Source organism: Aurantimonas sp. DM33-3 (genome assembly GCF_014334315.1).
Taxonomy (GTDB): Bacteria; Pseudomonadota; Alphaproteobacteria; order Rhizobiales; family Rhizobiaceae; genus Aurantimonas; species Aurantimonas coralicida.
This window is the reverse complement of record NZ_JACSGS010000012.1, coordinates 38,255-57,953: the sequence shown is the minus strand read 5'-3', so window position 1 is coordinate 57,953 and position 19,699 is coordinate 38,255. Positions and strand designations below refer to the sequence as shown.

The 19,699-nt window shown below is 65.5% G+C and carries 15 protein-coding genes, 3 tRNA genes and 2 pseudogenes; 10 read left to right on the top strand and 10 right to left on the bottom strand.

Annotation, left to right across the window (positions count from 1 at the left end; genetic code table 11):
* Nucleotides 1–196: 196 nt before the first annotated feature.
* Nucleotides 197–2,449, top strand: coding sequence for a DNA topoisomerase IV subunit A (gene parC, locus H9Q09_RS15865; RefSeq protein ID WP_187391831.1), 2,253 nt, complete (start codon nucleotides 197–199; stop codon nucleotides 2,447–2,449).
* 60 nt (nucleotides 2,450–2,509) lie between these two features.
* Here the strand turns inward: parC and H9Q09_RS15860 are convergent, their stop codons facing one another.
* The 5 genes from H9Q09_RS15860 to hemB form a co-directional block, all read right to left on the bottom strand.
* On the bottom strand, nucleotides 2,510–3,436 hold the full coding sequence (locus H9Q09_RS15860) for a DMT family transporter (protein WP_187391830.1): 927 nt from the start codon (nucleotides 3,434–3,436) through the stop codon (nucleotides 2,510–2,512).
* A gap of 77 nt (nucleotides 3,437–3,513) precedes the next feature.
* On the bottom strand, nucleotides 3,514–4,263 hold the full coding sequence (locus tag H9Q09_RS15855; protein ID WP_024350539.1) for an arginyltransferase: 750 nt from the start codon (nucleotides 4,261–4,263) through the stop codon (nucleotides 3,514–3,516).
* 16 nt (nucleotides 4,264–4,279) lie between these two features.
* Nucleotides 4,280–6,100: an SLC13 family permease gene (locus H9Q09_RS15850; protein WP_187391829.1), complete on the bottom strand. Its 1,821-nt coding sequence runs from the start codon at nucleotides 6,098–6,100 to the stop codon at nucleotides 4,280–4,282.
* A 162-nt stretch (nucleotides 6,101–6,262) separates the two neighbouring features.
* Entirely contained in the window at nucleotides 6,263–6,736 is a 474-nt protein-coding gene (locus H9Q09_RS15845) for an RDD family protein (protein WP_348646314.1), read from the bottom strand.
* A 108-nt stretch (nucleotides 6,737–6,844) separates the two neighbouring features.
* On the bottom strand, nucleotides 6,845–7,879 hold the full coding sequence (hemB, locus tag H9Q09_RS15840) for a porphobilinogen synthase (RefSeq protein ID WP_187391828.1): 1,035 nt from the start codon (nucleotides 7,877–7,879) through the stop codon (nucleotides 6,845–6,847).
* A gap of 281 nt (nucleotides 7,880–8,160) precedes the next feature.
* Here hemB and H9Q09_RS15835 point away from each other — a divergent pair, with 281 nt between their 5' ends.
* From H9Q09_RS15835 to H9Q09_RS15820, 4 genes and pseudogenes are all read left to right on the top strand, one after another.
* Entirely contained in the window at nucleotides 8,161–8,583 is a 423-nt protein-coding gene (locus H9Q09_RS15835; RefSeq protein WP_348646313.1) for a DUF6163 family protein, read from the top strand.
* Between the two features lie 212 nt (nucleotides 8,584–8,795).
* The gene (locus tag H9Q09_RS15830) at nucleotides 8,796–9,305 is read left to right on the top strand and encodes a MarR family winged helix-turn-helix transcriptional regulator (RefSeq protein WP_009209424.1); all 510 of its coding nucleotides are present in this window, start codon (nucleotides 8,796–8,798) and stop codon (nucleotides 9,303–9,305) included.
* 614 nt (nucleotides 9,306–9,919) lie between these two features.
* Complete coding sequence (locus H9Q09_RS15825) at nucleotides 9,920–11,284, top strand: selenium-binding family protein (RefSeq protein ID WP_187391827.1); 1,365 nt, start codon at nucleotides 9,920–9,922, stop codon at nucleotides 11,282–11,284.
* Between the two features lie 59 nt (nucleotides 11,285–11,343).
* Nucleotides 11,344–11,607, top strand: a pseudogene (locus H9Q09_RS15820) (2Fe-2S iron-sulfur cluster-binding protein); the annotation flags it as partial.
* A 349-nt stretch (nucleotides 11,608–11,956) separates the two neighbouring features.
* Here H9Q09_RS15820 and H9Q09_RS15815 read toward each other — a convergent pair.
* From H9Q09_RS15815 to H9Q09_RS15805, 3 genes are all read right to left on the bottom strand, one after another.
* Nucleotides 11,957–12,031 (bottom strand) — tRNA-Glu (locus H9Q09_RS15815).
* Between the two features lie 182 nt (nucleotides 12,032–12,213).
* Nucleotides 12,214–13,245 carry a D-Ala-D-Ala carboxypeptidase family metallohydrolase gene (locus tag H9Q09_RS15810; protein ID WP_210315388.1) on the bottom strand — a complete coding sequence of 344 codons (1,032 nt, stop codon included), beginning with the start codon at nucleotides 13,243–13,245 and terminating at the stop codon, nucleotides 12,214–12,216.
* A 228-nt stretch (nucleotides 13,246–13,473) separates the two neighbouring features.
* Entirely contained in the window at nucleotides 13,474–13,914 is a 441-nt protein-coding gene (locus H9Q09_RS15805; RefSeq protein ID WP_187391824.1) for a VOC family protein, read from the bottom strand.
* Between the two features lie 357 nt (nucleotides 13,915–14,271).
* On the opposite strand from H9Q09_RS15805, the gene H9Q09_RS15800 reads away from it, so the two are divergent.
* The 5 genes from H9Q09_RS15800 to H9Q09_RS15780 all read left to right on the top strand — a co-directional run bounded on the left by H9Q09_RS15800 (nucleotide 14,272) and on the right by H9Q09_RS15780 (nucleotide 15,944).
* Nucleotides 14,272–14,850, top strand: coding sequence for a cold shock domain-containing protein (locus H9Q09_RS15800; protein ID WP_246716177.1), 579 nt, complete (start codon nucleotides 14,272–14,274; stop codon nucleotides 14,848–14,850).
* Between the two features lie 15 nt (nucleotides 14,851–14,865).
* Nucleotides 14,866–15,330 (top strand): DUF192 domain-containing protein, encoded by a 465-nt coding sequence (locus tag H9Q09_RS15795; RefSeq protein WP_187391823.1) that lies wholly within the window; start codon nucleotides 14,866–14,868, stop codon nucleotides 15,328–15,330.
* A 53-nt stretch (nucleotides 15,331–15,383) separates the two neighbouring features.
* A tRNA-Pro gene (locus H9Q09_RS15790) sits at nucleotides 15,384–15,460 on the top strand.
* Between the two features lie 66 nt (nucleotides 15,461–15,526).
* A complete protein-coding gene (locus H9Q09_RS15785; RefSeq protein WP_024350550.1) occupies nucleotides 15,527–15,832 on the top strand; it encodes an ETC complex I subunit in 306 nt (101 codons plus the stop codon).
* Nucleotides 15,833–15,868: 36 nt separating this feature from the next.
* Nucleotides 15,869–15,944 (top strand) — tRNA-Arg (locus tag H9Q09_RS15780).
* A 19-nt stretch (nucleotides 15,945–15,963) separates the two neighbouring features.
* On the opposite strand, the gene H9Q09_RS15775 is transcribed toward H9Q09_RS15780, so the two are convergent.
* Nucleotides 15,964–18,543 carry a GSCFA domain-containing protein gene (locus H9Q09_RS15775; protein WP_187391822.1) on the bottom strand — a complete coding sequence of 860 codons (2,580 nt, stop codon included), beginning with the start codon at nucleotides 18,541–18,543 and terminating at the stop codon, nucleotides 15,964–15,966.
* A gap of 187 nt (nucleotides 18,544–18,730) precedes the next feature.
* Nucleotides 18,731–19,330: pseudogene (gene cysC, locus H9Q09_RS15770) on the bottom strand (adenylyl-sulfate kinase); the annotation flags it as partial.
* Between the last annotated feature and the right edge of the window lie 369 nt (nucleotides 19,331–19,699).

Here is a 19,699-nt window from a genome sequence, read left to right as displayed (position 1 = left end):
TCGCTGGAAGCCGGTGAGCCGATCCGTCCGGTGCCCGGTCGTCGTGCCCTGCGCGACACATATGGCCAAGTCGCTTCGCCGTTAAAGGGGGGCGCGGCGGCATGCGGCATTTGCCCGTCTGGCCAGCGCCGACAAAGTTCGGGATAAGCCCGTTCCGGTGTTGTTCCCATCCGGTGCATGGCCTAGAGGAAACCGCATGGGCAAGGCTACCGAACCGCCGGCTGGTGGCGGCGACATCGAACCGATCGATCTGAAGGCAGCGCTGGAAGAGCGCTACCTTGCCTATGCGCTGTCGACCATCATGGGCCGGGCGCTGCCGGACGTGCGCGACGGCCTGAAGCCGGTGCATCGGCGCATCGTCCATGCCATGCGCATTCTGCGGCTCGATCCCGGCCAGGGCTACAAGAAATGCGCCCGCATCGTCGGCGACGTGATGGGCAAGTTCCATCCGCATGGCGACGCGTCGATCTACGACGCCCTGGTCCGGCTCTCGCAGGATTTCGCCATCCGTTACCCGCTGATCGACGGGCAGGGCAATTTCGGCAATGTCGACGGCGATAGCCCGGCGGCGATGCGCTACACCGAAGCGCGGATGACCGATGTCGCGACGCTGCTGCTCCGCGGCATCGACGAGGACGCGGTCGACTTCAAGAAGACCTACAACGAGGAGGAAGAGGAACCGATCGTCCTGCCGGGCGCGTTCCCGAATCTTCTCGCCAACGGCTCGTCGGGCATTGCCGTCGGCATGGCCACGTCGATCCCGCCGCACAACGCGGCCGAGCTCTGCGACGCGGCGCTCAAGCTGATCGAGAACCCGGAGGCCACCACCGACGCGCTGCTGCGCTTCGTGCAGGGGCCGGATCTGCCGACCGGCGGCGTCATCGTCGACAACCAGGCGCAGATCCGCGAGGCCTACGACACCGGGCGCGGCTCGTTCCGGGTTCGGGCGCGCTGGGAGACCGAGGACCAGGGCCGCGGCGGCTACGTGGTCGTCGTCACCGAGATTCCGTATCAGGTCCAGAAGTCGCGTCTGATCGAGAAGATCGCCGAGCTGCTTCTGGCTCGCAAGCTGCCGCTGCTGGGCGACATCCGCGACGAATCGGCCGAGGACGTGCGCATCGTCATCGAGCCGAAGAGCCGCACGGTCGATCCCGAGCTCTTGATGGAATCGCTGTTCCGGCTGACCGATCTGGAATCGCGTATCCCGCTCAACATGAACGTCCTGTCCGGCGGCAAGGTGCCCCGGGTCATGTCGCTCAAGGACGTTCTGGCCGAATGGCTGGCGCATCAGCGCGAGGTGCTGGTGCGGCGCTCGCGCTTCCGGCTGGCGCAGATCGAGCGGCGGCTGGAGATCCTCTCTGGCTATCTGATCGCCTTCCTGAACCTCGACGAGGTGATCCGGATCATCCGCGAGGAGGACGAGCCCAAGGCCGTCCTGATGCGGACCTTCGAGCTGACCGACACCCAGGCCGAGGCGATCCTCAACATGCGGCTGCGCTCCCTGCGCAAGCTGGAGGAATTCGAGCTCAAGCGCGAGTTCGACACGCTGACCGCGGAAAAGGCCGAGAAGGAAGCGCTGCTGGCTTCGGACGAACGCCAGTGGGCGGGCATCGCTGCCGAAGTACGCGAGGTCCGCGAGACCTATTCGAAGAAGACCAAGATCGGCCGTCGCCGCACCATGTTCGCCGACGCGCCGAACCGGGCGCTCGACGACATCACGGTGGCGCTGATCGAGAAGGAGCCGATCACGGTCGTCCTGTCGAAGAAGGGCTTCCTGCGCGGCATGAAGGGCCATCTGGCCGACTTCTCGTCGCTGGCCTTCCGCGAGGGCGACGGGCTGCAGCTCGCCTTCCACGCCATGACCACCGACAAGCTGCTGTTCCTGTCGACCGGCGGTCGCGCCTTTACCCATGGCGCCGACAAGCTGCCGGGCGGGCGCGGGCAGGGCGAGCCGATCCGGCTGGCCTTCGAGCTCGAAGACGATCAGGACATCGCGCTGGCCTTCGTCGCCGATCCCGAGCGCCGCCGGCTGCTGGTCTCCTCCGACGGCAATGGCTTCGTCGCCAGCGAGGCCGACATGCTGGCCAACACCCGCAAGGGCAAGCAGCTGATGAACGTTGCAGGAAAGACCAAGCTCGCGCTGGCCGCGCCGGTCGGCGCAGGCGACCACGTGGCCATCGTCGGCGAGAACCGCAAGCTGCTGGTCTTCCCGCTGGTACAGGTGCCGCAGATGACCCGCGGCAAGGGCGTGCGGCTGCAGCGCTACAAGGATGGCGGCCTGTCGGATGCCCGCGTCTTCGCCATGGCGGACGGGCTGACCTGGACCGATTCCGCCGGCCGCAGCTTTACCCGCTCGGAGACCGAGCTCCTGGAATGGCGCGGCGACCGCGCCCAGGCCGGCCGGCTGGTGCCGAAGGGCTTCCCCAAGACCAACCGCTTCGACGGCTAGTCATCGGCCTTGCCCGGCAAGCGGGCGAGGCGATGCGCGAAGGACTGGGCTCGGTGCCCGTCAGCCAGCGCGGTTCGGCCCGGCAAGGCGCCGCTGACCGCGCACCCGCCGCAACTCGGCGACCGAATGGGCGACCAGCGTCGCGATCACCACCCCGCCGCCCAGCATCGCCAGATCGACCGGGCGCTCGCCGAAGATCAGCCAGACCCAGACCGGCGCCAGCACGGTTTCGATCAGGAAGGCCATGGAGACGACCGGGGCGGGCACGAACATCGGTCCGATCGCCAGACAGATCATGGCGACGGGGATCAGCAGGCCGCCATTCAGGATCAGCCAGATGATCGCCTCGGAATGGAGCCCTTCGCCGGCGACGAAGGGCAGAGCGATGATGGCCGGCAGCAGACCGCCAAGCGCCGCGGTGTAGCGCATGTCGGTGCGCGAGCGCCGCGACAGGGTCAGGGCGAGGGCGATCAGGAAGGCGGTCGCCAGCGCGGAGAGGTCGCCCGTCCAGTTGCCGGTCTCAAAGCCCGCGCCGATGATCAGGAGGACGCCGAAGAGCGTCGCCGGGATCGCCAGCACGGTGGCCAGCGGCGGACGCTCGCCGATCAGCCACCAGGACAGGATCGCCGCGAACATCGGGTTGAAGGCGAGGATGAAGACGACATTCGCCGCGCTGGTGTTGAACACGGCGAAGACGAAGGTGGTGGCCGCTACCGAGAAGACGGCAACGATCAAAAGGCCGGTCCAGCCGGCGATCAGCTTCTGGCCGCGCGGATTGCGGATCCGGTCGACCTGCCAGATCAGGAGCACGGCGAGGCCGGTCAGCAGGCCGCGGACCGCCAGCACGGTCCAGAAGGCGCTTTCCGACATGCGGATCAGCGGAATGTCGAAGGACAGGACCAGCCCGCCGATGCCGACGATGGCAAGGCCCTGGCCATAGGACTGGGCCGAAGCGGCGGCTTCGGTCTGGGACGAGACGGCGGACATGGGAACCTGCGAATGGTAAGTTACCCTGACCGGCTATCGTGCCGGGCGCGGCATGGCAACCGGCGCGACGTCCGGCCTCAGCCCTCGTAGCGTTCCCAGCCCTTGGGCAGCAGGTGTTCCTGCGGGCGGAAGCGGATCTTGTAGTCCATCTTGCGCGAGCCGTTCACCCAATAGCCGAGATAGAGATAGGGCAGGCCGAGCTTCCTTGCGCGCTCGATATGGTCGAGGATCATGAAGGTGCCGAGGCTTCGCTCGCTCTCGTCAGGTTCGAAGAACGAATAGACCATCGACACACCGTCGGCCATGACGTCGCTGAGCGCGACGGCGACGAGTTCGCCATCGGAATGCGGGCTGAAGGCCGAATCCGCGCCGCGCCGGCGGTACTGCACCAGCCGCGTATCGACCTGGCTGTCCTCGACCATCATGGCGTAGTCGAGAACGCTCATCTCGGCCATGCCGCCCTCGGCGTGGCGGTGATCGAGATAGCGCCGGAACAGCGAATATTGCTCGCTCGACGGTTCGGCCTGGTCCATCCGGCCGATCAGGTCGCGGTTGCGGGTCGCCACACGGCGCATGGAGCGCGTCGGCTGGAACTCGTCCACCAGGATGCGCACCGACACGCAGGCGCGGCAGCGCTCGCAGGCGGGCCGGTAGGCGATGTTCTGGCTGCGGCGGAAACCGCCCTGGCTGAGGAGGTCGAGCAGCGAGGGCGCGCGCTCGCCGGTCAGATGGGTGAACACCTTCCGCTCGGACTGCCCCGGCAGATAGGGGCAGGGCGAGGGCGACGTGAGGAAGAATTGCGGCGTCTGCGGATGATGAACCGTCAAGGCCGAGCCTCCCGTCTCACAACGAATAATACCATGGGCCCACGATCGAAAATGTTAACCACACCAGAATCACGAGGGGAACACCGGCCTTGGCGAAGTCGACGAAACGATAGCGTCCCGGGCCCATGACCATGAGGTTCGTCTGGTAGCCGATCGGTGTGGCGAAGGATGCGTTGGCGGCGAAGATGACGCAGGCGAGAAAGGCCTGCGGCGGCGCGCCCAGCCGGTTGGCGATGTCGAGCGCGATGGGCGTGAACAGCACGGCGGTGGCGTTGTTCGACAGGAAGTTCGTCATGATCGCGATGACGAGGAACAGGGCCGACAGGATGACCGTCGGCGACTGGCCGTCGAGCGCGGCGACCGTCCCTTCGGCGATCATCCCTGCACCGCCGGTGCGCTCCAGCGCCGTCGCCGCGGCGATTGCCGCGCCCACCAGCATGAAGATCGAGCGATCGACCGAACGCGCCGCCTCGCCGACGGTGAGGCAGCCGGTGGCGACCATGAGGACCGCGCCGGTCACGGCGAGAACATCGATGGGCAAGAGGCCGGTGGCCGAGCCGGCGATGATGCCGAGGAAGATCGCGACGGCGAGCTTGGCCTTGGTGCTCTGCGGGATCGCCTGGGCGCTGTATTCCAGCAGCAGCAGATCGTGGTTGCCCTTGAGCGACGAGATCGCCGCCTCGCGGCCGCACAGGAGCAGCGTGTCGCCGGGCTCCAGCCGAATTTCCGACAGCGCCGAGCGGGCCATGCGGCTCTTGCGCTGCAGGCCGAAGAGGGTGATCCCGAACTGGGTGCGCAGGCCGGAGAACTGCATCGTGCGGCCGGCATAGCGCGAGCCCGGCGCCACCACCGCCTCAGCCATCACCATGTCCGGCCCGATCTTGCGCTGTTCGGCCGAGTAGCCGGACGGGTCGAGCGTCTTGATGGTCAGATTGCCGGCGGCCAGCGCCTTGGAGAAGGCCCGGCGCGTCGCCGTGACGATCAGCCGGTCGCCGGGCTGCAGCGAGACGCCGTCGAAGGGCGGCAGGAAGGTCTCGTCGTCGCGCAGGATCATCCGTGGCATCAGATCGCCGAGATCGGTGAACAGGCCGGCCCGCGCCGTGCTGCCGACGAAGGCGTGCTCCTCGGTGATGTCGATCTCGCCGAGGAACTGTTTGCCGCCGGCATCGACGACGCGGCCTTGCGGGCCTTCGCGCGGGGTGAGGATGCGCGGCATCACCTTGATGACGTAGATGCCGCCGACCACGGCGATGGCGAGGCCCGGAATGGTGAAGTCGAAGAAGTCGAGGGTGATGCCCGAGCGGGCCGCGACGCCCGCCACGAGGAGGTTGGTGGACGAGCCGATCAGCGTCGTGACGCCGCCGAGGATCGACAGGAAGGACAGGGGCATGAACACCCGCGAGGGCGAGATGCCGCGCTGGGTCGCCAGCATGGTGAGGATGGGGATGAAGATCACCACCACCGGCGTGTTGTTGAGGAAGGCCGACAGGACCGCGGCCGTCAGCAGGACCACCGCGATCGCACCGGCGCCGGCCGTGCCGCCGATCCGCGACAGCAATTGCGTTGGCTGCGCCATGGCATCGGTGGCGAAGAGGCCCTGGCCGACGATCAGCAGCGCCAGGACGGTGATCAGTGCCGGATTGGCGAAGCCGGCGAGCAGGTCGCCGCTGGTGACGGCAAAGCCGGCCGCGTCCCGGTAGGGGAACAGGGCGAAGAACAGCAGGAATGCACTGAGAGATGCTGCGGCCACGGCCTCGATCGGCCAGCGTTCCAGCGAATACCCGATCACACTCACCAGGATGAAAAGGTAAGTGACCCAGACGTGTAGCGAATCCATAAACCGCCGCGTTCCGTTGTCCGCCTGACCTTATCCGTGTCGTGGCGGCGAATGGCAACCCGTGGGGTCGATCGAACAGGATCGGCCGAAGCGGAGTTCGGCGCAATCAGCGGCGGGAAGAGCGCGGACGGCGAGGGCGTCCGCGTAGGAAGGTCGCCGGGGTCAGCGGTCGCGGACGACCGCGGTTCCAAGCAACAGGTCGTGCAGCAGCTGCTTGCGGCGCGTGAACAGGGCAACCAGCAGGACGAAGGGCGTCAGCACCGAGACGGAGGCCCAGAACAGGACGCCGTGCAGGACCGCCAGCGTCGGGTCGACCCTTGCGCCATCGAGCCGCGCGACACGCAGGCCGGCCACCCGCATGCCCGGCGTGGCCTGCTTGGCGCCGCCCATGGTGAAGGCGATGTAGACGATGGCGATCACCGGCAGGAGGATCGCGTAGAGGCCCCATGCCAGGCCGAAGGAGACGATGCCGAGGATGAAGACGACGATGGCCGCCGGCACCGACAGAAGCAGCACCAGCGCGTAATCGACCACGAAGGACATCATCCGCCGGGTGCGCACGCCATCATAGAGCCGCGGCGCGTCGAGATCCGTCGCACGCGTTTCGGCCGTCCGGGTCATGGTGTCGTCGTACACGGGCTGTCCTTCGTCGCAGTTTCCTGTCGTCCTCAGATGGTGACGATCACGGCGGCGTGCAACGCCGGTGCCGCAGGGGCGGCTGCCGTGCGAGGCGCGCGCGGCCCGTCAGCGGCGGGGCATGCGCGCGGCGATGGTCGGCGAGAAGTAGCTGAGGATACCGGAGGCGCCGGCCCGCTTGAACGCGGTCAGGCTCTCGATCATCGCCCGCTCGCCGTCGAGCCAGCCATTGCCGGCCGCTGCCATGATCATCGCGTACTCGCCGGAGGTCTGGTAGGCGAAGGTCGGGACGCCGAATTCGCGCGACAGCCGCGAGACGATGTCGAGATAGGGCATGCCGGGCTTGACCATGATCATGTCGGCGCCCTCGGCGATGTCCTGTGCGGCCTCGCGCACAGCCTCGTCGCTGTTGCCGTAGTCCATCTGGTAGGTGCGCTTGTCGCCCTTCAGCATGCCGCCGGAGCCGACCGCGTCGCGGAACGGGCCGTAGAAGGCCGATGCGTATTTCGCCGCATAGGACATGATCAGCGTGTCGCGATGGCCGACCTCGTCGAGCGCCTGGCGGATGCAGGCGACCCGCCCGTCCATCATGTCGGAGGGGCCGATGATGTCGCAGCCGGCTTCGGCCTGCACGACGGCCTGTCGGCACAGCGCCTCGACGGTCTCGTCGTTGAGAATCCGGTCGCCCTCCATGATGCCGTCGTGGCCGTGGGAGGTGTAGGGGTCGAGCGCGACGTCGCAGAGGATGCCGACCTCCGGCACGGCGGCCTTGATCGCCCGGCTTGCCCGGCAGACGAGATTGCCCTCGTTGAAGGCCTCGCTGCCGCGTTCGTCGCGCTTGTCGGCATCGGTATAGGGAAACAGCGCGACAACCGGGATGCCGAGATCCCGCGCGCGCCTGGCGGCCTCGACGCAGCCCTCGACCGAGAGGCGGAAGACCTCCGGCATGGAGGGCACCGGTTCCGGCGCGCCGCCGCCTTCGCGCACGAAGATCGGCCAGATCAGATCGTCGGCGGTCAGATTGGTTTCGCGCACCAGCCGGCGCGACCAGTCGGACTGGCGCAGCCGCCGCATCCGCAGGCCTGCCGTCGCCGCATCGATCCGCGTGGTGATCGAAACTCCAGAATCGCCGGTCCGTGTCATGCGGCAGCATCCTATCTGTCTGTCGGGTGCATCCGTCCCGCGCCTTTCATGGAGAGGCGAGAACGGCGTCCATCATGCGCGGGGCCGATCGCCGCGCGGTCGGCTTCTGCGTATGCCCTCGGCGCCGCGACTTCAAGATTGACGCGCTCTTCGCGTCCACCGTAGGTTCCGGCGCGTCGGGCGCTCGCCCGGCCCGCATGCGGTCATCCGCACGCCATGTCTCCCCGCGCGACCGCATGCAAGGCGGCAAGGGCGCCGAACGGTCCGGAAGGTGGAGCTACGTGATCAAGGGATTTGCCCAGCGCGTCAAGGCCGAAGCGTTCAATCGCGCGCTGGCGGTCTGGCTCTACCGGCTGGCGGCCATCGTGATGTTCGTCGCCGGCGTCGGCTACTGGATCCGGCTCGTCGGCATCGACGAGGGGCCGCTCAACCGCTTTGACCTGATGCCACTGTGGTGGAAGATTGCCGCGCCGGCGCTGGCGGTGCTCTATCCGGTCGCCGGGATCGGGCTATGGCTGACGGTCGGCTGGGGCGCGGTCGTCTGGGTGCTGATCGCCCTGATCGAAGCGGTGATGCATCTCGGCTTTCCCGAACTGTTCGGCCCCAACCTCCTGTGGCTCGGCTTCCATCTGTGGGGGCTCGGCATGCTGGCGGTGATCCGCGCGGTGGGGCTCTACGAACGGCGGCGCCTGCGCGGCTATTGAGGTGGCCTCCATTCCCCGCCTCCGCGGCCCGCCGGGAGGCCGAAAGGAATTGTTCAGATCGGGGATAGGTCTTGTTAATCAAGACTTTGGATGCGCAAGTGTAAGGGCGCATTAAGCCTGCGGTTTAAGTCGAATTTTAGATGCGCTGCCTATGTTGGGTCTCAAGATGGGGTCGATAGAGAACATCCATCAGCTCAACAGCGGAGACTACTATGAACGCTCAGATGAAGGCAGACGCCGCCCCGCAGGTCGGTCCGAAGGATGAACTGAAGTCGCTTTACCTGGAGACGCTGCAGCTGGTCGAGCGGCTGCACCGCCGCCTGCTGGACGTCATCAAGGACGAGTTCGACCGCAACAGCCGCACCGACATCAACGCGGTCCAGGCGCTGCTGCTCTTCAACATCGGCGACTCGGTGCTGACCGCCGGCGAGCTGCGCACCCGCGGCTTCTATCTCGGCTCCAACGTCTCCTACAATCTGAAGAAGCTGGTCGATCTCGGCTTCATCAACCACCAGAAGTCGCGGGTCGACCGCCGCGCGGTGAAGGTGTCGCTGACCGATACGGGCCGCGAAGTCGCCGCGATCGTCGCCGAGCTCTATGACCGTCATATCGGCTCGATCGACAAGGTCGGTGGCCTCGACGAGCAGGAATTCCAGAAGATGAACCGTTCGCTGCAGCGGCTGGACCGCTTCTGGAACGACCAGATCCTGTACCGCCTCTAGACCCAGTCCTACAGACCTCCGCGCATTTGCCTCGCGACCCTCGGGTCAGCGGGGCCTTTGCGGTTCGGACACCACAAGGAGAGGTGTTCGGGATCGCGCAGGGCAGGGGCTCGCCGTCCCGGCGACAGCCTGGCGCCCGAGTTCGCAGCCGGTTCCGGGGCCGGGCCGCCGATTCTCTCGTTGTGCGAACCGGGCAAGAGTGCTCAGGATGGGCGGCAGGAACTCGGATCGTGAGACATGCCGGTGTATCTGGACCGCCTCGTGACCACGCTGGACGCCGCCGCCATGGCAGGCTGCGGTCGGGCGCCCGTCCGGGTTCAGGGAGCGAAGCGTCCGCCACGCGCCGCGATCTTCCAGCCGTTGCAGATTTCCGCAGATTGCCGACGGCTGCTTGAGCTCGCCCCGGACGCACATCGCCTGACCGGCGCGCGTCCCATCCGCGTCTTCCGGCTACGCAGGCCCCTCGGCCACGTCCCGAATGCGCTTTTCCCAAGGGACAGGGCCGCAATTCGGTGCGGCAACATCATCCATTCGCGGGATCGGAAGCTCCCGCTCTCGAAGCGGACGCAAGCATAGGGACACGCATCACCACGCCAGAGCCAAGGGAGGAATTCATGTCCAAGACCAATGGGAGCTGCTGCGCAGGTCCGGGCTATGCATCGCCGCAGGAGGCGATGAAGGCACCGCGCGAGACGGTCGTCTACACGATCTGCATCTACACCGGGACCGGGATCGAGAAGCCCGACTATCTGGCCACCATCGACGTCGATCCGGACAGTGCGACCTATGGCGAGGTGATCCACCGGACCGAAATGCCGAATGTCGGGGACGAACTCCACCACATGGGCTGGAATGCCTGCTCCTCCTGCAACACCGACGGCAGCATGGAGCGCAAGTACCTGATCATTCCGGGCGTGCGCACGACGAATTTCTACATCGTCGACACCGCCACCGATCCGCGCCGGCCGACACTGTTCAAGACGATCGACGGAAACGAGATCAAGGCGAAGACGAACCTCTCGGCGCCGCACACGGTGCATTGCCTCGGCGCCGACATCATCGTGTCGATGCTCGGCGACGCGGACGGCAACGGGCCCGGCGGGTTCCTGCATCTGGACAAGGATTTCAACATCATCGGGCGCTGGGAGGAGGATCTCGGCGCGATGCGGTACAATTACGACTTCTGGTACCAGCCGCGCCACAACATGATGATCTCGACGGAATGGGCCTCGCCCAACACCTTCATGCCGGGATTCGATCTCGAGGACGTGGCGCGCGGCAAATACGGCCAGCATGTGCATTTCTGGGATTTCGCGAATCGCAGGGTCGAGCAGAGCATCGATCTGGGCGCGGAGGGCATGATCCCGCTGGAGGCCCGGTTCCACCACAACCCCGACAGCACGCATGGCTTCGTCGGGGCGGCGCTGGCCTCGAATATCTTCCACTACCACAAGGACAACGGCACGATCGAGATCGAGAAAATCATCGACGTGCCCACCGTGGACGTCGAAGGCTTCCCGGTTCCCATGCCCAGCCTGATCACCGACATCCTGGTGTCGATGGACGACCGCTTCCTCTATTTCTCGAACTGGCTGCACGGCGACCTCAGGCAGTACGACGTGTCCGACCTGGCGAACCCGAAACTGACCGGCCAGGTCTGGATCGGCGGGATGCTCGGCAAGGCGCCGGAGGTAAACGGCCGCACGGTGGACGGCGCGCCGCAGATGATCCAGCTGTCGCTGGACGGCAAGCGGCTCTACGTCACCACGTCGCTCTTCTCGACCTGGGACAACCAGTTCTACCCCTCGATGAAGGAGAAGGGCGGGATCATGCTGATCGTGGATTGCGATACCGAGAAGGGGGGCATGACGATCCGCGACGATTTCATCATCGATTTCAACGACGAACCGCATGGACCGGCCCGCGCCCATGAAACCCGCTATCCCGGCGGCGACTGCTCGTCGGACATCTGGGTCTGACGGGCGGCGGTCATCCGCGTCTGGCTCGGCCGGATGCGGCGTTTTGCGGGAGCGTCGGCATGCGCAGGCATATCATCACATTGCGCAATCGCGGCGGGCTGACCTTTTCGGTGGGCGAGGACGAGCCGATCATCGACGCCGTCGAGGCGGCCGGCCATGTCCTGCCCATCGGCTGCCGCTATGGCGGCTGCATCACCTGCGCCGCCCGGCTGATTTCCGGCTCGGTCCGCCAGCCGAATGGCACGGCGCTGAACCGGCGCCAGTCGGAGGCCGGCTACGTGCTGCTCTGCGTGGCACGCCCGAAGGAGGATTGTGTCCTTGATGTCGGCGTTGAGAGCCATGACCGGCTCTACGTCAATCCGTTCGCCAGCGCCGCGGCGGCGGACCAGTTGGCGCGCGCGAAGGGCAGATGACTGTGTGAGTGGGGATTCGGAAAGCGGGGCGCCGGTCGCGCTGAGTGGTACGGGAGCGCGGAGTAGGAAGGCGGACTGGCGACTACCCGCTCGCCACGTTGCCAGCGCCAGGCAAACGCCCTGGGCAGGCGCAGCCGGATCGCGAGCACGTCGGCCGCGACGCGCATGGCATTCGTCAGCGCCCTGACATGGACGCCGCGAACACACGCCGGAGGCGCTGGATGGGTCCTGCCGTGTGGCAGGCGATTCAAAGGGGGAATGGTACGCCCAAGGGGAATCGAACCCCTCTCTCCACCGTGAAAGGGTGGCGTCCTAACCGATAGACGATGGGCGCAGCGACGGCGTGTATACGGTGAGTCTCCGGCGACCGCAAGAGCCGGAAAAGGGGTTTTTCGCTGTTGCGAGAAGTTTTTGCGACAGGCCGGAATTCTGCGCTTTGCCGGTCGGGGAGCTTTAAAAAGCTGGCCACGCCGGCCTTGGCCGGGCGCCGATCCACCTATGGAACCAGTGGGTTGGCTATTTGCGACCGCGGCAGGACCAGTTCCAGTCGCGCTTGTGCCCGACATCGACGTGGATCGCCTTGGTGTGACAATAGGTGCCGACGCCACCGCGGCCCGGCAGCGAACGCACATAGGCGGCAACGGCCATGTTGTCGGCGCCGGGGATGATGATGTCGGCAGCCTTGCAGCCCATGTGCTGGGAGCGGCGCGCACCGTTGACCCGCTTGTTGTGGGTCGGGCTGCGATAGCCGGAGGTGACGATCACCTTGGTGCCGTAGCGCCGCTCGACACTGCGCAGGATGCGCACGAGGTTCGACGGGAAGCAGGAGGTCTCGACGCTCTCGCGCTGAACCATCAGGCCGTTCGGCGCGAGCCGGGCCATGCCGGTCGACAGCGAGGCGACCCGGTAGGAGGTCTCGACGTCCTCGATCATGTCCTCGTCGGCCGAGGCGCGCTGGCCGATCTCGAACAGCGAGGAGGGGTCCACGCCGGGCAGTGCGTCGGTGCCGGCCGCCGCGCCCTCTCGCTGCAGGACGACGCGCCGCGACTTGCCCTTGTCGACATTGGCGATGGGTGTGCGGGCCTCCGAGCGGGCGAAGAGCGAGGAAAACAGCGAACGGTCGGAGGAACGGCCTGCCGCGCCACTGGTGGACGCCTCGGTCGCATAGGCGACCATGGCCTTGTTCTCGCTGCCGGTCGGAATCAGCGGGGTGGTGGCCGGCATGTCGGCGATGGCGGGCGGCGGCGTCTGTGCTTCGGCCATCTCGGTCACCGGCGCATTGGTCTCGGCCGCTGCGCTCGCAGCTTCGGTGCCCTGCGCTCCGCCGGTCGCCGACGTCCCGGCGTCCGCTTCGGATGCAGCCGCGACATCGACGGCAGCCGCGTCTTCGGTTTCGGGCGCCGTAGCGGTCCCGGCAAATCCGAAGGCCGAGGTATCGTCGATGGCGGAGACGCATCCCGACAGGATCGGCGCGGTCGACAGAAGCGCCAGCATCAGGAGATGCGGCGTCATCGTAAGGCGGCGGTGGCCCGGGCGGTCAGTTTTCAATCGTGTCCCCTCTCGGCAGCGTGTTCGCGAACCCGCCACGTCAGTCCTGCAACGACCCGGCCATCCTGCCGCGTCTCCATGGTCCCCACCATGTGTCGCCACTGACAGTCTCGATGATCTTACCAAGCGTCAGGTCGTGCACGGCGAAAGCATTGTCTCTCAATAACGCTCTGCCGTCTATGGTGGGAATGCGGCGGCACGATGGTCGCCGCATGTCCCGGTGGAAGCTTACCAGCTTCCGGTGTTCTGCATCGAGGTCCAGGGCTCCGCGGGCTCCTTGGCTTCGCCCTTCTGCAGCAACTCGATCGAGATGTTGTCGGGCGACTTGATGAAGGCCATGTAACCGTCGCGGGGCGGGCGGTTGATGGTGACGCCCTTGTCCATCAGGTCCTGGCAGGTGGCGTAGATGTCGTCGACCTCATAGGCGAGATGGCCGAAATTGCGCCCGCCGGAATATTCCTCCGGGTCCCAGTTGTGGGTGAGCTCCAGAAGCGGCGCACGGGTCTCCTTGGCGCCCGGCATGTCTTCCTGCCCGGCGAGGAAGATCAGGGTGAAGCGACCCTTTTCGCTCTCGACACGGCGGGTTTCCACCATTCCCAGCTTGTTGCAGTAGAAGTCGAGCGACGCGTCCACGTCGCTGACGCGAACCATCGTGTGCAGATAGCGCATTCGGTCTTGCCTCTCTTGTGGTGATGGCGCCGATGGTAGCGTGTTTGACCGGTGAGCCAACCCTTGCGGCGCAGAAAAAGCGACGACGGGACACGGGTTCGGCCCCGGATCGGGCAGGGCGCTGGCGGTCGTCCATGGCAGCGATATGTCTGTCGGAGCGGCATCGCAGACGGCGTCAGTTGGTGGCTGCAGCCGGCGGCATCGTTGCTGTCGTCGCGGCAATAGAACGCCGCCATGTCTGGGCGACAACCGGCATATCCTTGGAAAAGCCCGCCGGTGGCCTTGCCCCGATCGGGCTCATTGATGCTAAGTTCGGCCATTGCGATTCGGATGGTGGAAGTACAGGCGGAACCCCGAATGCCGGACAGAATATCTGAAAACGCCGAGGACCGGGCCGGTCGGTCCGACACCGCGGATGTCGGCCTGTCCGTCGTCTCGGGCCATATCAAATGGTTCGACGTCTCGAAGGGCTTCGGCTTCATCGTGCCCGACGACGGCGGCGCGGATATTCTCCTTCATGTCACCTGCCTGCGGCGAGACGGCCATGCGACGGCGCTCGAGGGCGCCCGCGTCGTCTGCGAGGTGCAGCAGGGCGAGCGCGGCCTGCAGGCGTTCCGGGTCCTGTCGATGGACCAGTCCACCGCCGTCCATCCCTCGCAGCTGCCGGCCCCGCGCACCCATTCGGTCGTCACCGCCAGCAGCGACCTCGTCTCGGCCGTGGTGAAATGGTTCAACCGGACCAAGGGCTACGGATTCCTGACGACCGGCGAGGGGACCGAGGACATCTTCATCCACATGGAAACCCTGCGCCGGTTCGGTATGACCGAGCTGCGGCCCGGCCAGGACGTGCTGGTGCGTTTCGGGCAGGGCGACAAGGGACGCATGGCGGCGGAGATCCACCCCGGGACGGGTTCCGTCCAGCCGCCGTCCCACTGAGTTGAGGCAGATCCGATGGCAATGAGACGCGCGATCCTGGCGGCCGGCTTTGCGGCGGCGGCCGTCGTCGGGGCGGCCTATTACGCGGTGGCGGGCAACGGCCTGTCGACGGCGACGCTGGAAACGGCGACCGGCAGCCATGCCATCAAGGTCGAACTGGCGCAGACACCGGAGACGCGTGCCACCGGCCTGATGAACCGCGAATCGATGCCGGCGGACCAGGGCATGCTGTTCGAGTTCGACGAGACCCGTCCGGTCGCGATGTGGATGAAGAACACGCTGATTCCCCTCGACATGCTGTTCATCGATCCGGATGGGGTGGTGAAGCGGGTGAAGACCAACGCCCAGCCGCTGTCGCTCGAGACGATCCCGTCCGGGGCGCCGGTGAAATACGTTCTGGAGCTGAATGGGGGCGCCGCGGCCCGCTTCGGCGTGGCCGCCGGCGACCGACTTCGTCACCCGATCATTCCGCAGCCTTGACTTCCCGACCATTGCCCGCCAAACCCCGCATCGACAGGCACGTCACCAGTGTCCGGAGCGTAGCGCAGCCTGGTAGCGCATCTGGTTTGGGACCAGAGGGTCGCAGGTTCGAATCCTGCCGCTCCGACCAATGGTCGACGGACACCGGTTTTTGACACGGGCGTGGCGAAGCCGCGCCGCCGCCGACGAGGCCCAGATGGTTGCGAGAATCTATCGTCCGACCCGTACCGCCATGCAGTCGGGCAAGGCGAAGACGCGCGATTGGATGCTGGTCTACGAACCCGAGCAGCCCAAGCGCGTCGAGCCCCTGATGGGCTATACCTCGTCCGGCGACATGCTCTCCCAGCTCAGACTCTCCTTCGAGACCCGCGAGCAGGCCGTCGAATACGCCGAGCGCAACGACATTCCGTACCGGGTCGAGGAGCCGAAGGAAACGCGGCGCCCGAAGATCGCGTATGCGGACAATTTCCGCTATGACCGGCGCCAGCCCTGGACACACTGACGGTCGAACCGTCCGTCCCGGTGCCAGGTCGCCTACGGCCCCGTAGCTCAGAGGATAGAGCACCGGCCTTCTAAGCCGATGGTCGCAGGTTCGAATCCTGCCGGGGTCGCCAGAACCACCGACAATACGCCTTACTGTTTCAATGCTTCGTCGCCAAAAGCGTGGATGAAGCCGTTGACGATGGCAGAAACCGCGCGCTCGGACACGTGCCGCGTCGTGCCGTCCTCTTCTCCGAAGAGATTTGGGTGGTATGCGCCGACCCATCGCACCATCTCGAAAGCCGGCCAGTAGTTCACGCCTGCATGTGCCCGCTTCAAAACGACATCAATTGCAGCCCGCAGGACAGACTTGGACACGCAGTCGGCAATAATCGCTGAATCGTACTCGAAGGTCGAGTAGAGCGGCACCGGCGATACGGTGAAAACGATGTTGATGTTGGGATTGCACCGACGCAAGCCTGCGATCACCGCCTCGATGTTGTCGGCGTTCTCTTCCACGGTCGTGGTTCTGAAATCGTTCGTTTTGAGCAGGTGCAGCGTGTTCTTGCCAGCCTGGGTAAGGTGGAAAAGGCCGGTGCTTTTGTCGAAGAAACCCGGTGCCACGCCGAGTGTGTAGATGATGGTGTTCGCACTCGTCAGTGTAGCGCGGAGCGTGTCCGGGGATGCGCCGAAATAGACTTTCAGCGTCTCTATGGTTTCCGGGCTGTAGCGATCGAGCGGATCATTGTTCACCCATTCGATCAGGGCGCGGTTCGCGAACGTGCTGTTGATCAGTTCGCCGAGGCCGAGTGCAGTCGTCTCGACCCCTCGATCCTTCAATGCAATGGCAATGTTGCCGGCAAAGCATGACCCCAGGGTCACGACTCTCGTGTCGCGGCCGATCGGGCGGGTGCCCGCAGCCTTCGTGTTGTCCGCAAACTGCCGTGCGACCTCATCGAGGTCCTGGAATGCGGCGTTTTGTACGGGCCACCGCGCGATTTTGCGCTTCGGCGCCGAGGAATCCAGCCGTGTGAGTCCGTCGAGCATGTAGGCGGCACCGTTCAGGCGGTGGCTCTCGGCTTCCGTCACCGGCGCAAGCCTGACTGACTCGGTCAGATAGGCGCGGGCATCGTCCAGACGCGTCTCGGCAAGGATCAGCCCTTCACCGAGTCGCTCAAGCAGATGCGCCCGTGTCCGCTCGTCGAGCTGAACCGTCGACGACGCCTTTTCGAGCGCCAACGCCGTCTCGAAGATCCCGACTGCTTCTGGCGAGCGTCCCTGGTAGCACAATGCCTCACCGAGCCAGACGTGAGCGGTCACGGACTCCGGATCGTCCTCGACGGCGGAACGGAATAGCCGTTCCGCAGCGACGATCTTGGAAACCTTGCCAGCGGCCCCGTGCAGCAGCGAGACACCTTTGGCGATAACATCGTCGGATACGGTCGCGGACGTCTGATCCTGACCGCTGGCGAGTGCCGTTGTTTCTGCTTCGCAAACAGCGGAAATCTTGACGCAGCTTACGGCGACCGATGCGGTCAGATCATGGGTGCTCTCGACGCCATGATCGGAGAGGCGTCCCGTGCGCAGCGCGTTGATATCCAGTTCCAGCAAGGGGCCGGCCTTGGCATTGTCCGCCGCCCGCAATCGCCAACGCTTGACAGCACGCATGTCCTCCATCGACACATGATAGCTTGTCTCTTCGCAATCCCAGCCGGTCATCGCCACGGTGAGGCTGTCGAGCGTTTCCCTGTCGATCCAGCCGACGAGATGAATCTCGACGTCGTAACATGGCGATGCGGCGATCGTGGCGAAGAGCCGCGTCTCTGTGGCAGGACCTAGCCAGCGTGCATAGCTGCCGTTCTGGATCTGGCGGACGTGCCAGTTGTCCCCCTCGACGGTTTGACTGCCGTGGAGTTCGATAGCCGTCGGCAACGCCGTCTCTGGAGCCTGCCCGACAGCGTCCCGGCTTTTGCGCCAGGCCTGCCTTGCCATCGTACGCAGCAAGTTGCTGCGTTTTGCGCAGAAGCGGCGATGGACTTCCTGGTACAGAGCGACGTCGAACCGGTTGAGCTCCTCCAGCTGCCTCCTGACACTCGGACTGAGGGCGTCCGTCGCCACGCGGCTCGCTGTCGTGTTGAAGCGGTTGTCACTTGGCCACGGAAGCCAGTCCAGCATCGTGCAGAGCATCTGCATCGAATCGTCGTAAGCGGCATGCACGCCGATCAGGTCGAAATCGTCGAGATGTGCCATCGCCAGACTGAAATCCTGTTCGGTCACAGGATCGCTATGGCGCCAGTCATGCGCGAAGAAGCAGGTTTGATGATTGTCCGCGACCTGCCGAACGGCGGGGTCATCGATCCGGACGAACTCCTCGATGGGCCACCGGCGTGCGAGGTCGATCATCTGTTGCGCGCGGGTGTCCTCCACGTCCGCGTGGGCGCGCAGAAACCAGTAGTTCGACAATACCCGGTCGACCGGTTCGCGAACAATCGAGAACAGGAACCGGCTCGGGGGAAGCAGCAGCGTGTGATTGTATGCGTAGTGGCCGATCACCAGACGTTTGCCGGCAAAAGTCTCGGGCTTGAAATTGTCGAACTGTTCGGGGGACGCATTGACCGCCTCTGACAGGTCAAACCGGCTCAGAAGCTCCTGCGATATGGAATGGCCCCCCACTTTGCCGATATGCATGAAACAAACGGGGGAGTTGGGAATGTGTCCCGGTTCTGTCGTCATGCGATTCTTCGATCCGTTCTGAGGCCGCCAGCGGCAGGCCAGGGTGACGTATTCACCGGGCGCGAATAGATGTGCCCGTATGTCGACGTGTCCACGAACCTCGACCTTGCCCGACACCTCGCGGTGACTTCAACCTTCAGATCGTGGATTGTCCGGTCCTTGAATGACCTCCGCGTCACCCGCCTCGTTAGCGGGGGGCGAGATATCCGTGGGTTTCGAGATAGCGCATGATCTGGTCGGCCAGAACGTCCGGTTCTCGTGTTCCTGCCTCCAGCCGGATTTCCGCCTGCTCGGGCGCCTCATAGGGGCTGTCGATGCCGGTGAAATCCTTGATCAGCCCGGCGCGGGCGCGCTTGTAGAGGCCTTTCGGGTCCCGCTGCTCGGCGATCTCCAGTGGGGTGTCCACGAAGACCTCGATGAATTCGCCATCCTCGAACAGGCTGCGCGCCATCCTGCGGTCCGACCGATAGGGCGAGATGAAGGAGGCGAGGACGATCAGGCCGGCATCGACGAACAGGCGTGCCGCCTCCGCCACACGGCGAATGTTCTCGACGCGATCGGCCTCGGAGAAGCCCAGGTCGCGGTTGAGGCCGTGGCGCAGATTGTCGCCGTCCAGAAGATAGGTGTGCCGGCCGCGCGCAAAGAGGCTCTTCTCCACCAAGTTGGCGATCGTCGACTTGCCGGCGCCGGAGAGCCCCGTGAACCAGATCACCGCCGGCGTCTGCCCCATGGCGGCCGCACGGCGCTGCTTGTCGAGATCGAAGGTCTGCCAGCGCACATTGGGCGCATGGGAGCGTTCGGTTTCGGCCATGTCGGCACCATCAATGTCGGCAGGCCGTGACCCGCTGGAAGGGCGATGCAGAGCGTGCAGCCCACAGGGCCGGCTCTTTTCGTTCGCCGGGCAATGCCCGGTTTCGGACACGTCGTCGTGGCATCACCGAGTGCCGGATGGTTGCCGTCAGGTCAAGGAAGTGCGGGACGCCCATGGCCCGTGCAGCGGCGTTTGCCCGCGCCTCTGGACGGTTTTCGCGCCGGTTGCGGCGGGAAGGGCACAGCCGCAAAGCGGATCCGGGCGTATGATTGTTTTCGCACCCTTCACACTCCAGCCACCAACAATCTTCATCGGCTAGTGAGGCGGGTGTGGGCATCATCGACA